Origin of the sequence: Streptomyces sp. TG1A-8, assembly GCF_030499535.1 — a bacterium.
GTDB lineage: Bacteria > Actinomycetota > Actinomycetes > Streptomycetales > Streptomycetaceae > Streptomyces.
Map to the genome: position 1 here is coordinate 1,918,110 of NZ_JASTLB010000001.1, position 13,478 is coordinate 1,931,587.

Sequence of the window (13,478 nt, forward strand, 5' to 3'; positions counted from 1 at the left end):
GATCGAGAGCCCTGAAAACCAGGACTTTCCCGGCTTTCCGGTCGATGCCGCGATCACGCACGGTGCATGACTGAAAAGCCGCTCATGTGATCGATCACACAGGCTGAAGCTCATTCGGTGGACGAAAAATTCCGCGTGGAGCGAACGACTTCAGTTGCGTCGCCCCTGATCACCCGGGCAGTGTGACACGCATCACCAGACCACCGCCCTCACGTGGCTGCGCCATGATGTGGCCGCCGTGCGCGCGGGCCACGGACCGGACGATGGACAGGCCGAGACCGACACCCTTGTCGCTGCCCGTGCGCTCCGTGCGGAGCCGCCGGAAGGGCTCGAAGAGGTTGTCGACCTCGTACGCCGGCACGACCGGCCCGGTGTTGACGACGGTCAGCACCGCCTGCCCGTGCTGCGCCTCGGTGGTGACCTCGACGAAGCCGCCCTCCTCACCGGGCACGTTGTAGCGCACCGCATTCTGCACCAGGTTCAGCGCGATCCGCTCCAGCAGCACACCGTTGCCCTGCACCACGGCGGGCCTGCGCTCGCCGCGGACGGTGACGCCCTTGGCCTCCGCCTCGGCGTGCACCTGGTCGATGGCCTGGCCGGCCACCTCGGCCAGGTCGACCGGTTTGCGCTCGACGATCTGGTTGTCGCTGCGGGCGAGCAGCAGCAGCCCCTCGACCAGTTGTTCACTGCGCTCGTTGGTGGCCAGCAGCGTCTTGCCGAGCTGCTGCAGCTCCACCGGCGCGTTCGGGTCCGACAGGTGGACCTCCAGCAGCGTGCGGTTGATCGCCAGGGGCGTGCGCAGCTCGTGGGAGGCGTTGCCGACGAAGCGCTGCTGGGCGGTGAAGGCCCGCTGCAGCCGCTCCAGCATGTCGTCGAAGGTGTCCGCCAGCTCCTTCAGCTCGTCGTCCGGGCCGTCGAGCTCGATCCGGCGGGAGAGGTCGGAGCCGGCCACCTGGCGGGCGGTGCGGGTGATCCGGCCGAGCGGGGAGAGCACTCGGCCCGCCATGGCGTAGCCGAACGCGAAGGCGATCACGGCCAGGCCCAGCAGGGCCAGCAGCGAGCGGCTGAGCAGGTTGTCCAGGGCCGCCTGCCGCTGGTGGTCGACGCACCGGCTGATGGCGTCGTTGAAGTCCGGCAGCGGCAGGCTGGTCGTGTTGATCGCGGGGCAGTTGTCGCTGGAGACCTTGAGCCCCTCGAAACTGACGATCTTGAACAGCGGCTGGTTGCCGGTGTTGATCGCCTGCGCGGCCAGCAGGTAGATGATCGACAGCAGCAGGATGCCGGCGATCAGGAACATGCCGCCGTACAGCAGCGTGAGCCGTATGCGGATGGTCGGGCGCAGCCAGGGCAGGGGGGCGTGCGGCCTGCGGGGATCCCAGGTGGGCTTCGGGGGCGCCTGCGGCGGCGCGGGGGTGGCGGCCACCGGGGATCAGATCCGGTAGCCGGAGCCGGGCACGGTGACGATCACCGGTGGCTCGCCCAGCTTGCGGCGCAGGGTCATGACGGTCACGCGCACCACGTTGGTGAACGGGTCGGTGTTCTCGTCCCAGGCCTTCTCCAGCAGCTGCTCGGCGGAGACCACCGCACCCTCGCTGCGCATCAGCACCTCCAGCACCGCGAACTCCTTCGGCGCGAGCTGGATCTCCCTGCCGTCGCGGAAGACCTCGCGGCGGTTGGGGTCGAGCTTGATGCCGGCCCGCTCCAGGACCGGCGGCAGGGGGACGCTCGTGCGCCGGCCGAGGGCGCGCACGCGGGCGATCAGCTCGCTGAAGGCGAAGGGCTTGGGCAGGTAGTCGTCGGCGCCGATCTCCAGTCCCTCGACGCGGTCGCTGACGTCACCGGAGGCGGTGAGCATGAGCACCCGCGTGGGCATGCCCAGCTCCACGATCCGGCGGCAGACGTCGTCGCCGTGCACGAGCGGGAGGTCGCGGTCGAGGACGACCACGTCGTAGTCGTTGACGCCGATGCGTTCCAGGGCGGCCGCACCGTCGTACACGACGTCGACGGCCATGGCCTCCCGGCGCAGTCCGGTGGCCACCGCATCGGCGAGCAGCTGCTCGTCCTCGACGACGAGTACGCGCACGTCGCTTGTCCTTCCTGTGTCCGCCCGCGCAGTGCGCCGTGGGCGCGCGCGGACGGCGGTGTTCCGTGTGGTGTGACCTCCATCCTGCCCTTTTCCGCCGTAAGTCGGCGGTAAGGCGGGGGGCCGGGGCCGCGAGGGACCGGTGCCGCGGAACGGGAATGCCAGATTTTTTCCGGCGGTTGAGGTTTCCGTGGAGGGGAGCGGGGGGAGGACGGGTTTACACCCCGCGATCACGCTCTGCACGTGCCGCAGCACCATGCGGTACTCCGCGATCCGCTTCCGCAGAGTGGACGCGGGTGCCCGGCACCGCCGCCGCCCGGCAGGGCAGCGCCGGGCACCTGTGAGAGCCGTGATCGCCCCTTCCCGACCCGGCACACCCCCGTGCCACCGACCCACGACCCTGGACGAGGGGGCGCAGCATGGACGCATTCACCGCAGGACTTCTGCAGCGCATAAGGGCGACCGAGTCCGATCTGACCCGGGCCCGCGACGAAGGCGACGACTTCCTGGTCGAGGTGGAGCAGGCAGAGCTGGACGACCTGCGCCGCCTCGCCGCCGAACACGGCGTGGAGGTCGGCGCGTCACGCGTCTGATCCGATCGGCCCGCACTACAGGACGGGACCCCGGCGAATCCAGCGCCGGGGTCCCGTCGTCCACCTTCCCCCGTTGCCGCCCGTCAGTCGTGCCAGGCCCCGAAATCCTCCAGGAGCCGCTGGAGGGGCTCGAAGACGCCGGGGACGGCGGCGACCGTCAGGCCGCGCGAGGGGCGCTCCCCGGGGCGCCCACCGGTCAGCGCGCCCGCTTCCCGCGCGATCAGGTCCCCCGCGGCCACGTCCCACGCGTGGAGCCCGCGCTCGAAGTAGCCGTCCAGCCGGCCGCAGGCCACGTCGCACAGGTCGACCGCCGCCGAGCCGCCGCGCCGGATGTCGCGCAGCAGCGGGATGAGGCGGGCCGCCACCTCGGCCTGGTGGGAGCGGACCTCGGCGACGTAGTTGAAGCCGGTGGAGACCAGTGCCTGGTCCAGCGGGGGTGCGGGCCGGCAGGACAGCGCGCGTTCGCCCTCCCAGGCACCGGTGGCCCGGGCCCCGCCGCCGCGCACCGCGTGGTAGGTCTCGCCGCGCATCGGCGCCGCGACGACCCCGACGACGGTCTCGCCGTCCTGCTCGGCCGCCACGGACACGGCCCAGGTCGGCAGTCCGTAGAGGTAGTTGACGGTGCCGTCGAGCGGGTCGATCACCCAGCGGACGCCGCTGGTGCCCGCGTTGTCGGCGCCCTCCTCGCCGAGGAAGCCGTCGCCGGGGCGGCGGGCGGAGATCAGGTCGGTGATCAGTTTCTCCGCCGCGATGTCCATCTCGGTGACGACGTCGATGGGGCTCGACTTGGTCCTCGCCACGGCGAGATCGGCCGGGCGGCCGTCCCGCAGCAGCTCGCCGGCGCGGCGGGCGGCCTCCAGGGCCAGTTCGAGCAGTTCCCTGTGCAGGGCGTCGGTCACGGTTCTCCTCACGCGTAGGGGCTGTCGGCGCCCGCGGCGGCCGGGCGGGGGGCACGGGCCGGGCAGCAGCCGGCCGGGCAGAGGTGGTGACTGGCGCCGAGCGTGCCGAGGGCGCACGGCGTGACCGCCTGCCCGCGCTCCACGGCCGCCCGTTCCAGGACCAGGTCGCGGACGGCCGCGGCGAACCGCGGGTCGGCGCCCACGGTCGCCGAGCGGCGCACCGGCAGGCCCAGCTCCGCGGCCTTGGCCGTGGCCTCGGTGTCGAGGTCGTAGAGGACCTCCATGTGGTCGGAGACGAAGCCGATGGGCGCCATGACGACGGCCGGGACGCCCGCCGCGTGCTGCTCCTCCAGGTGGTCGCAGATGTCCGGCTCCAGCCAGGGGATGTGCGGGGCGCCGGAGCGGGACTGGTAGACCAGCCGCCACGGGTGGTCGACGCCGGTGCGTTCGCGGACGGCGCCGGCGATCAGCCGGGCCACGTCCAGGTGCTGCTCGACGTAGGCGCCGCCCCCGCCGTGCGCCTCGACCGGGCCGGAGGTGTCGGCGGCGGCGGTGGGGATGGAGTGGGTGGTGAAGGCGATGTGGGCGCCGTCGCGGACGTCCTCGGGGAGGTCGGCCAGGGAGCGGAGCACACCGTCGATCATGGGCTCGACGAAGCCGGGGTGGTTGAAGTAGTGCCGCAGCTTGTCGGTCCTCGGCGGCTGCAGGCCCTCGGCCCGCAGGGCGGCCAGCGCGTCGGCGAGGTTCTCGCGGTACTGGCGGCAGCCCGAATAGGAGGCGTAGGCGCTGGTGGCCAGCACCAGGACGCGGCGGCGGCCGTCGGCGGCCATCTCGCGCAGGGTGTCCGTCAGGTACGGCGCCCAGTTGCGGTTGCCCCAGTAGACCGGCAGGTCCAGGCCGTGCCCGGCGAAGTCCTCGCGGAGGGCGGCCAGCAGGGCGCGGTTCTGGTCGTTGATCGGGCTGACCCCGCCGAACAGGAAGTAGTGCTGCCCGACCTCCTTGAGGCGTTCGGTGGGGATGCCACGCCCGCGCGTGACGTTCTCCAGGAACGGGACCACGTCGTCGGGGCCCTCGGGACCGCCGAAGGAGAGCAGGAGCAGGGCGTCGTAGGGGGTGGCATCGAGCGCGTCTGGCATGCCTCGATCCTGCCACCCGGCACCGGTGGCGGGACGACGCCGGGGCGGGGAGTCCGGTTCCACCCGCTCCGGCCCGGTTTTCCCGACGCCCTTCCGGATGAGCTGAGGGTGCCCTAACTTGTAATCTGTACGGGCTGAATTCGCGCCTTACCGAGCCGCTCCGGAGACCACGTGCCCAGCCCCTACCGCGCCCTGTTCGCCGAGCCCGGCACCACGGCCTTCTCGGCCGCGGGCCTCCTCGGCCGGATGCCGCTGTCGATGATGGGCATCGGCGTGGTCACGATGATCTCACAGCTCACCGGCCGCTACGGCCTCGCGGGCGCGCTGTCCGCCACGATCGCGCTGTCCGCCGCCGCGATCGGACCGCAGATCTCCCGGCTGGTGGACCGGCACGGGCAGGCCCGGGTGCTGCGCCCGGCGACCCTGGTGGCGCTCGCCGCGTCGGCCGGACTGCTGCTCACCGCGCATCTGCGGTGGCCGGACTGGGCGCTGTTCGTGTGCGCGGCCGGCATCGGCTCGGTGCCGAGCCTGGGTGCGATGATCCGGGCCCGCTGGGCCGCCCTGTACCGGGGCACGCCGCACCTGCACACCGCCTACTCGTTCGAGTCGGTGGTCGACGAGGTCTGCTTCATCTTCGGTCCGATCATCTCCATCGGCCTGTCCACGGTCTGGTTCCCGGAGGCCGGTCCCCTGCTGGCCGCCTGCTTCCTGGCCGTCGGCGTGTTCTGGCTGACCGCCCAGCGCGCCACCGAACCGCAGCCGCACCCCGGCGGGCGGCACGGCGGCGGCAGCGCGCTGCGCTCGGCCGGGCTCCAGGTACTGGTGGCGACCTTCGTGGCCACGGGGACGATCTTCGGCGCGGTCGACGTGGTCACCGTCGCCTTCGCCGACGAACGCGGCCACAAGGGCGCCGCGAGCGTGGTGCTGGCCCTGTACGCGGCCGGTTCCTGCACGGCCGGCGTGGTCTTCGGGCTGCTGCGGTTCGCCGGGGCGCCGGAGCGCCGCTGGCTGCTGGGCGTGGCGGGCATGGCCGTGAGTATGATCCCCCTCCTACTGGTCGGAAACCTGCCGCTTCTGGCCGTGGCGCTGTTCGTTGCGGGCCTGTCCATCGCGCCGACGATGATCACCACGATGTCCCTCATCGAAGAGCACGTACCTCGCGCGCAGCTCACCGAGGGCATGACCTGGGTGAGCACCGGTCTCGCGGTCGGCGTCGCGCTCGGCTCCTCCGTGGCCGGCTGGGTGATCGACGCAGCCGGCGCGCGCGCCGGGTACGGGGTTCCGGGCGTGTCCGGAGCCGTCGCGGTCCTGGTCGGTTTCCTCGGGTACCGCCGGCTGCGCAGGCCGGTCACGGGTCGGGGAGGCACCGTTGGGCAGCACGGCGAGCGGGAAGAACGGCACGTGGCGTAACTGGGGCGGAAACGTCGCCGCCCGGCCCGCCCGGCAGGTCGCGCCGGCCTCGGTGGAGGAGCTGGCCGCCGAGGTGCGCCGGGCCGCCGAGGACGGCCTGCGGGTCAAGGCGGTCGGCACCGGACACTCCTTCACGTCGATAGCGGCCACCGACGGCGTGCTGATCCGCCCTCACCTGTTGACCGGCATCCGCGCTCTCGACCGGGACACCATGACCGTCACGGTCGAGGCGGGCACCCCGCTCAAGAGGCTCAACGTGGCCCTGGCCCGCGAGGGCCTGTCGCTGGCCAACATGGGCGACATCATGGAGCAGACCGTCTCCGGTGCCACCAGCACCGGCACCCACGGCACCGGCCGGGAGTCGGGGTCGATCGCCGCCCAGATCAGGGGCCTGGAGCTGGTCACGGCCGACGGTTCGGTGCTCACCTGCTCGAAGACGGAGAACCCGGACGTCTTCGCCGCCGCCCGGATCGGCCTCGGCGCCCTCGGTGTCGTCACCGCGATCACCTTCGCCGTGGAGCCGCTCTTCCTGCTCACCGCCCGCGAGGAGCCGATGCCCCTGGACCGGGTGCTGGCGGAGTTCGACCAGTTGTGGGCCGAGAACGAGCACTTCGAGTTCTACTGGTTCCCGCACACCGGCAGCACCATCACCAAGCGCAACAACCGCAGCGCGGGTCCCGAGCGGCCACTGGGACGGCTCGCCGGCTGGTTCGAGGACGAGTTCCTCTCCAACGGCGTCTTCCAGGTGGCCCAGTGGGCCGGGCGCGCGGCACCGGCCGGCGTCCCCGCGATCGCCCGGATCTCCAGCAGGGCCCTGTCCGCGCGCACGTACACGGACATCCCCTACAAGGTCTTCACCTCACCGCGCCGGGTGCGCTTCGTGGAGATGGAGTACGCCGTCCCGCGCGCGGCCCTGACCGGGGTCCTGCGGGAGCTGAAGGCCGTGGTCGACCGCTCCGGACTGCGCGTCAGCTTCCCGGTCGAGGTGCGCACCGCCCCGGCCGACGACATCACCCTGTCCACCGCCTCCGGCCGGGACAGCGCGTACGTCGCCGTGCACATGTTCCGCGGCACGCCCCACCGGGCGTACTTCAGCGCCGCCGAGCGCGTCTTCACCGCGCACGGGGGCCGGCCGCACTGGGGCAAGGTGCACGCGCGGGACGCGGAGTACCTCTCCCGGGTGTATCCGCGGTTCGCCGAGTTCACGGCGGTGCGGGACCGTCTCGACCCGGAACGGCTGTTCCGGAACGACTACTTGCGGAGGGTCCTGGGAGCCTAGGGGCGCCGGCGCCGTACGCTCCTTTTCCGGGGGGTCGCGTGAGGTTCGCCACTGCATGATCGCGGGAACTGGTCCGGGGCGGCCGGGTCGCCCTCCTTGCCGGAAGTTGGGCGGCGTGCCAACCCACGTACATGGTCCGAATGGAGTAGTGTGGCGAGCCCTGGGCCCGGTCTCCCACCAGGATGTCCGAGGCCCGCAGGACCGCCGGGAGGGGGCTGGTTGCTCAGGGTGACGGAGTTGGTCACTCAGCGTTGCTAACAGGTGACCGTGCCATAACGGCGGACCTGGGCCCGTGCCCGACACGCCGGGCAACTCGGCAAGGTTGTGGCAGGCTGCACCCGGGCAGGCCACACTCGACTAGCGGAAGCAGCGACGCACGTGACGTCGGCAGGCACCACCCGGGAGGTCCCCATGCCCGAACTGCGTGTCGTGGCCGTCTCGAATGACGGCACACGGCTGGTGCTGAAAGCTGCCGACTCCACGGAGTACACACTCCCGATCGACGAACGGCTCCGCGCCGCCGTGCGCGGCGACCGGCCCCGCCTCGGCCAGATCGAGATCGAGGTGGAGAGCCATCTCCGCCCCCGCGACATCCAGGCGCGCATACGTGCCGGTGCCACCGCGGAAGAGGTCGCCCAGATGGCCGGCATCCCGGTCGACCGGGTACGGCGCTTCGAGGGGCCGGTGCTGGCCGAGCGGGCCTTCATGGCCGAGCGGGCCCGCAAGACCCCGGTCCGCCGCCCCGGCGAGAACTCCGGCCCGCTGCTCGGCGAGGCCGTCCAGGAGCGGCTGCTGCTGCGCGGCGCCGAGAAGGACACCGTGCAGTGGGACTCCTGGCGCCGCGACGACGGCACCTGGGAGGTCTCGCTCATCTACCGGGTCGCGGGCGAACCGCACTCGGCGGGCTGGACGTACGACCCGCCGCGGCGGCTCGTGCAGGCCGTGGACGACGAGGCGCGCTCGCTGATCGGCGAGTCCGACGACCTCGCCGTACCGGAGCCGAGCTTCCCGTTCGTCCCGCGCATCGCCCGGCTGCCGCGCGAGCGTTCGATGGACCGTGCCCTGGAACGGCTCGACCGGGACCGGCCGGGCCTGCCCGCGCAGCCGTCCGAGCCCGTCGAGGAGACCGCGGCCGAACGCGACTCGCTGGCCAGCCTCCTGGAGGCGGTGCCGAGCTTCCGGGGCGACCTGGTGGTCCCGGAGCGGCCGTCGGAGGCTCCGGAGGAGCCGGCCGACGAGCCCGACGTGGAGGAGCCCCCCGCGCCCGCCGCCTCGGCGGGCGCCGCCTACGCGGACGTCCTGATGCCCCGCTCCGTGGGCAGCCACCGTGACCGGCTCGTCGGCGCCACCGACCGCCAGGCCGAGGCCGACGGGGTCCGCCCCGGCCGCCGCGCCGCCGTGCCGAGCTGGGACGAGATCGTCTTCGGCACGCGGCGCAAGAAACAGGAGTAATCGGGTCGTGTGACCGTATGCCGTAGGACGGCGGGGAAAGCGGAGCCGTACGCGGGGGGCGCACGCATGCCCCCCGCCGGCCGCCGCTACCGCGGGTCCGCCCCCACCGCCACCGGACGCGAGGAGTCCGAGGACCACTGCGACCAGGAACCGACGTACAGGGCGGCCGGAATGCCCGCCACCGCCAGCGCCAGCACCTCGTGGGCGGCCGAGACGCCGGAGCCGCAGTACACGCCCACCTCCGCGTCGCCGGACACCCCGAGCGCCCTGAACCGGTCCCGCAGCTCCGCCGCGGGCAGGAAACGGCCGTCCGGCCCCACGTTCTCCGTCGTCGGCGCCGACACCGCGCCCGGGATGTGCCCGCCGACCCGGTCGATCGGCTCCACCTCACCGCGGTACCGCTCCCCCGCGCGCGCGTCCAGCAGCACGCCCGTGCGGGCCAGGGCGGCGGCCCCGTCGGCGTCGAGCAGCCCGGCCTCGCCGGGCGCCGGCCGGAAGTCCCCTTCGGCCGGGGCGGGCACGTCCGTCGACAACGGGCCCTGCCAGGACGGCAACCCGCCGTCGAGTACCCGCACGTCCGGGTGACCCGTCCAGCGCAGCAGCCACCACGCGCGCGCGGCGGCCCAGCCCTGCCCGCCGTCGTAGACGACGACCGGCCGGTCCCGCGACACGCCCGAGCGACGCATGGCCGCACCGAACTCCGCGAGGTCCGGCATCGGATGCCGGCCGCCCTCGCCGGGGGCGGAGGCCAGCTCCCGGTCCAGGTCGACGAAGACCGCGCCGGGGATGTGCCCGGCCGCGTACTCGGCCCGCCCGTCGAAGGCCGGCGCGCCCGCCGCCTTCGCCACACTCAGCTGCCAGCGGACGTCGAGCAGTACGGGCGGGTGGTTCCCGGCCAGGTCGTCGGCCAGTTCGGTTGCGGTGATGATGGCTGTCATGGCGTCCATCCTTACGCGAGGAGTGGCCGCGGCGTCCAGGTCCGGCTACTCTGCTCCGCCGGACGGGTCCGGTCACGACGCGTACGGGTTCGACCACGTGGTGTACAACGGACGACACCCGCCGGACGACCCCGGGAAGCGGCGGGGAACGGCACACCGGACGGGCACCCGGAGCCGGCGCCGTACCCGGCGCGCGCGGGACGCGACGCCGGCGCGGGCGGGACGCGGCGCCGGCGCGGGCGGGACGCGGCGCCGGCGCGGGCGTGCGCGTCGGCGGCACACCCCGTCCGGGCAGCGGAAGCGACACGGCCACCGCGAGGGGCCGGGGAGAGAGTGATCGATGACCGAGGCACGGGAGCCGGCCGGCCCGCACGCGCGACGCCCGCTCGGCACACCCTGCTGGGTGAGCCTCATGGCGCACGGACTGGGCGCGACCGAGGAGTTCTACGAGGCCCTGTTCGGCTGGGAGTTCGAGCCCGGCCCGCAGCAGCTCGGCCCGTACGTGCGGGTGCTGCTGGACGGGCGTGAGGTGGCCGGCATGGGCCAGCTGCCCCCCGACCACCGGCTGCCGATCGCCTGGACACCCTACTTCGCCTCGGCCGACGTGGACCGGACGGCCGACCGGATCCGGCTGTGCGGCGGCACGGTGGCCGTCGGGCCGCTGGACTCGGCCGACGCCGGGCGGCTGGCCATCGCCTCCGATCCCGGCGGAGCGGTGTTCGGGATCTGGCAGAAGGCGCCCCACCGCGGCAGCGCGCTCACCGGCGTCCCCGGCACCCCGGCCTGGAACGAACTGCTCACGTTCGACACCGGGAGCGTCGCCAAGTTCTACGAGACGGTGTTCGGTTACGAGGAGGAGCGGGTGGAGTCCGCCGACCTCGACTACGTGACCCTGCGCCTCGACGGCCGCCCGGTGGCCGGCATCCACGGGGTGGGGCACGCGCCGCCCCGGGACCGGGGGCCGTTCTGGCTGACGTACTTCGAGGCCGGCGACGTCGACGCGACGCTGCGCGAGGTCACCCGGCTGGGCGGGCGGGTGCTCGAAGGGGCCCACGACGGCCCCCACGGCCGTGCGGCGACGGTGGCCGACCCGGAGGGCGCGGTCTTCTCGGTGCTCCGGAGTCCGCGCTGAGCCGGCCGGGGTCGGCGGCTCAGGCGGGGGAGACCGGCAGCACGTCCGGGGACAGGGCCGCCGCGCGGGCCGACGCGGCGGTCATCCGGCGCCGGTGGTGGCGGCGGCACAGCACCTCGTAGCCGACCTCGCCCGCGGACTGGTTGACGTCGCCGACGACCACCTGGGCGCCCTCGACCACCATCTCGCCGCCGACCGTGCGGGCGTTGTGCGTGGCGCGGGCACCGCACCAGCACAGCGCCTCGACCTGCAGCACCTCGATGCGGTCGGCCAGCTCCACCAGGCGCTGCGAGCCGGGGAAGAGCTTGGAGCGGAAGTCGGTGGTGATCCCGAAGGCGTAGACGTCCAGACCGAGGTTGTCCACCACGTGCGCGAGCTGGTCGATCTGCTCGGGCGCGAGGAACTGCGCCTCGTCGGCGATCACGTAGTCGGCCCGGCCGCCCTGGGAGAGGTGGTCCACGAGGAAGGCGTACAGGTCCTGGCCGTCCCCGACCTCCACCGCGTCGGTGACGAGACCGAGCCGGGAGGACAGCTTGCCCTCACCGGCGCGGTCGTCCCGGGTGAAGATCATGCCGACGAGGCCCCGGGCCGAGCGGTTGTGCTCTATCTGCAGAGCCAGCGTGGACTTCCCGCAGTCCATCGTTCCGGAGAAGAACACCAGCTCGGGCATGAGGGGCTGAGCACCTTTCGGCGGAGGTCGGGCAGGGGCGTCTCAGGAGCGTACTTCGAGCAGCGGGACGAACTGCTCGGCAGGGGTCATCGAGCCGTGGTTGCCGGCCAGCGCCGACTCCTTGGGCTCCTGCTCGGAAGCGGTGATCAGGACGTCGTCGTGCGCCGCCGCGATCACGTCCCCGAGGCGGGCGTACACCCGCTCGTCGACGCGCGGTCCGAACCAGCCCGCCTCGATCGCCTCGTCGCGCGAGGCCACCCAGAACTGCTCGCCGAGCACCTCGCGCCAGCAGGTCAGGACGTCGTTGCGGGCACCGGGCACCGCGTACACGTGCCGGGCCCGCCCCTCGCCGCCCAGCAGGGCGACACCGGCGCGCAGCTCCCAGTCCTCGTCGAAGTCGATGCGGTGCTGCTCGTCGAACGGGATGTCGACCATGCCGTGGTCGGCGGTGACGTACAGCGCGCTGCGCGGCGGCAGTTGCTCGGCGAGGCGCTGGGCGAGCCGGTCGACGCGCATGAGCTGGCCGCGCCAGGTGTCGGAGGCGACGCCGTAGCGGTGCCCGGCGCCGTCCAGCTCGGCGTAGTACGTGTACACCAGCGCCCGGTCCCCGGCGGCCAGTTGCTGCGCCGCGAGGTCCATGCGCTCCTCGCCGGCCAGCCGCCCGTGGAAGCTGCCGCCGCTGAGCGCGATCCTGGTCAGCGGGGTGTGCTCGAAGGTGGGCGAGGACACCTGCGCGGCGTGCACGCCGGCCTCGTGGGCCAGCTGGAAGACGGTGGGGTACGGCTGCCAGGGGCCCGGGTCGGTCCACGGCTGCCAGCGGAGCTGGTTCATCAGCTCGCCGGTGGCCGGGTTGCGGACCGCGTAGCCGGGCAGGCCGTGGGCGCCCGGCGGCAGGCCGGTGCCGACCGAGGCGAGGGAGGTCGCGGTGGTCGCCGGGTAGCCCGCGGTGAGCGGGCGTCCGGTGCCGCCGCGTGAGCTTCCGAGCAGCGAGGTGAGGAACGGGGCCTCGTCGGGGTGGGCGCGCAGCTGCTCCCAGCCGAGCCCGTCGACCAGGAACACGCAGACCCGGTCGGCCGCGGTCAGTTCCGTGATCGTGGCGGTCATGCCCGGGACGCCGAGACCGGCGGCCAGTGTGGGTAGCAGGTCGGCGAGCGAGCCGGTGCCGTACTCGGGCAGCGGTGCCGTGTGCGGGGCGAGCGGCTCCGGGTCGTCCCAGGGGGTGGGCTGCGCCATCAGCGGGTGGGGTCCGCGGTCGCCTCGGAGATGGCCTGGGCGAAGACGAGCGCCTGCCGCACCGTCTCCGGTCCGTCCCCGGCCTCGCTGACCCGCAGGCTCAGGTCGTCCGCCGTGGAGCTTCCCGTGTAGCCGTGGTCGGCCTCGCAGTTGGGGTCGCCGCAGGCGGCGGGCTCCAGGTCGATGCGGTTGACCGCGCCCCAGCCGATGGTCAGGACGACCTCGCGGGGCGGCGTGCCCGGGGTGTACTGCTCCGGGTTGGCCACGACCCGGCTGACCACGACGGACGAGATCCGGTCGAGCTTGACGGACTCCGTGGACGTCGTGGCGTAGGGGGTCGGGGAGGTGGTGTCGGCGGCCTGCTCGTCGGTGTGGCTGACGATGAAGCGGTTTCCGGTGAGGACCAGCACGGTCACGTGCCGGCGGACCTCGTTCTGGTCGAAGGTGGTCTCCTGGTGGACCAGGTACGACCGGATGGGCTCGCCGCCCACGGCGGCCTCCACCGCCTCGGCCACGAGGGCCGGGTAGTAGCCGCTGCGCTCGATCGCCGCGCGCAGCCCCTGGGTCGTCGTACTGGTCTTGGCCATGGCGTCCATCCTAATCCGTGGGCAAGGGGGGTCCGGGCCAGTCGCGGGCGGCCGGCGGCGGCCCGC

General features: G+C 73.4%; 13 protein-coding genes. 5 read left to right on the plus strand and 8 right to left on the minus strand.

Annotated elements, in window-relative coordinates; all coding sequences use genetic code 11:
* Window positions 1-169: 169 nt before the first annotated feature.
* Window positions 170-1,423 carry a HAMP domain-containing sensor histidine kinase gene (locus QQY24_RS07895; protein WP_301971960.1) on the minus strand — a complete coding sequence of 418 codons (1,254 nt, stop codon included), beginning with the start codon at window positions 1,421-1,423 and terminating at the stop codon, window positions 170-172.
* A 6-nt stretch (window positions 1,424-1,429) separates the two neighbouring features.
* Window positions 1,430-2,083, minus strand: coding sequence for a response regulator transcription factor (locus tag QQY24_RS07900; protein WP_301971961.1), 654 nt, complete (start codon window positions 2,081-2,083; stop codon window positions 1,430-1,432).
* Window positions 2,084-2,502: 419 nt separating this feature from the next.
* On the opposite strand from QQY24_RS07900, the gene QQY24_RS07905 reads away from it, so the two are divergent.
* On the plus strand, window positions 2,503-2,676 hold the full coding sequence (locus tag QQY24_RS07905; RefSeq protein WP_167359198.1) for a hypothetical protein: 174 nt from the start codon (window positions 2,503-2,505) through the stop codon (window positions 2,674-2,676).
* Window positions 2,677-2,759: 83 nt separating this feature from the next.
* Here QQY24_RS07905 and QQY24_RS07910 read toward each other — a convergent pair whose 3' ends face one another.
* The gene (locus tag QQY24_RS07910) at window positions 2,760-3,575 is read right to left on the minus strand and encodes an inositol monophosphatase family protein (RefSeq protein ID WP_301971962.1); all 816 of its coding nucleotides are present in this window, start codon (window positions 3,573-3,575) and stop codon (window positions 2,760-2,762) included.
* An 8-nt stretch (window positions 3,576-3,583) separates the two neighbouring features.
* Window positions 3,584-4,711, minus strand: coding sequence for a ferrochelatase (locus QQY24_RS07915; RefSeq protein ID WP_301971963.1), 1,128 nt, complete (start codon window positions 4,709-4,711; stop codon window positions 3,584-3,586).
* A gap of 171 nt (window positions 4,712-4,882) precedes the next feature.
* On the opposite strand from QQY24_RS07915, the gene QQY24_RS07920 reads away from it, so the two are divergent.
* From QQY24_RS07920 to sepH, 3 genes are all read left to right on the plus strand, one after another.
* Window positions 4,883-6,121 (plus strand): MFS transporter, encoded by a 1,239-nt coding sequence (locus QQY24_RS07920; protein ID WP_301971964.1) that lies wholly within the window; start codon window positions 4,883-4,885, stop codon window positions 6,119-6,121.
* Window positions 6,081-7,400, plus strand: a complete 1,320-nt coding sequence (locus QQY24_RS07925) for a D-arabinono-1,4-lactone oxidase (protein WP_301971965.1) — start codon at window positions 6,081-6,083, stop codon at window positions 7,398-7,400. The genes QQY24_RS07920 and QQY24_RS07925 overlap by 41 nt, the downstream gene beginning before the upstream one ends.
* Window positions 7,401-7,811: 411 nt before the next feature.
* Window positions 7,812-8,852, plus strand: a complete 1,041-nt coding sequence (sepH, locus tag QQY24_RS07930) for a septation protein SepH (RefSeq protein ID WP_301971966.1) — start codon at window positions 7,812-7,814, stop codon at window positions 8,850-8,852.
* A gap of 86 nt (window positions 8,853-8,938) precedes the next feature.
* On the opposite strand, the gene QQY24_RS07935 is transcribed toward sepH, so the two are convergent.
* On the minus strand, window positions 8,939-9,790 hold the full coding sequence (locus QQY24_RS07935; RefSeq protein ID WP_301971967.1) for a sulfurtransferase: 852 nt from the start codon (window positions 9,788-9,790) through the stop codon (window positions 8,939-8,941).
* A 340-nt stretch (window positions 9,791-10,130) separates the two neighbouring features.
* On the opposite strand from QQY24_RS07935, the gene QQY24_RS07940 reads away from it, so the two are divergent.
* On the plus strand, window positions 10,131-10,922 hold the full coding sequence (locus tag QQY24_RS07940; protein WP_301971968.1) for a VOC family protein: 792 nt from the start codon (window positions 10,131-10,133) through the stop codon (window positions 10,920-10,922).
* Between the two features lie 19 nt (window positions 10,923-10,941).
* Here the strand turns inward: QQY24_RS07940 and QQY24_RS07945 are convergent, their stop codons facing one another.
* Genes QQY24_RS07945 through QQY24_RS07955 form a run of 3 tightly spaced genes read right to left on the minus strand, consistent with a single transcriptional unit; the run spans window position 10,942 to window position 13,421 of the window.
* Window positions 10,942-11,592 carry a thymidine kinase gene (locus QQY24_RS07945; RefSeq protein WP_301971969.1) on the minus strand — a complete coding sequence of 217 codons (651 nt, stop codon included), beginning with the start codon at window positions 11,590-11,592 and terminating at the stop codon, window positions 10,942-10,944.
* Between the two features lie 42 nt (window positions 11,593-11,634).
* On the minus strand, window positions 11,635-12,825 hold the full coding sequence (locus QQY24_RS07950) for an alkaline phosphatase family protein (RefSeq protein WP_301971970.1): 1,191 nt from the start codon (window positions 12,823-12,825) through the stop codon (window positions 11,635-11,637).
* On the minus strand, window positions 12,825-13,421 hold the full coding sequence (locus QQY24_RS07955; RefSeq protein WP_301971971.1) for a DUF5998 family protein: 597 nt from the start codon (window positions 13,419-13,421) through the stop codon (window positions 12,825-12,827). Before QQY24_RS07955 ends, QQY24_RS07950 begins: the two co-directional genes overlap by 1 nt.
* Window positions 13,422-13,478 lie beyond the last annotated feature (57 nt).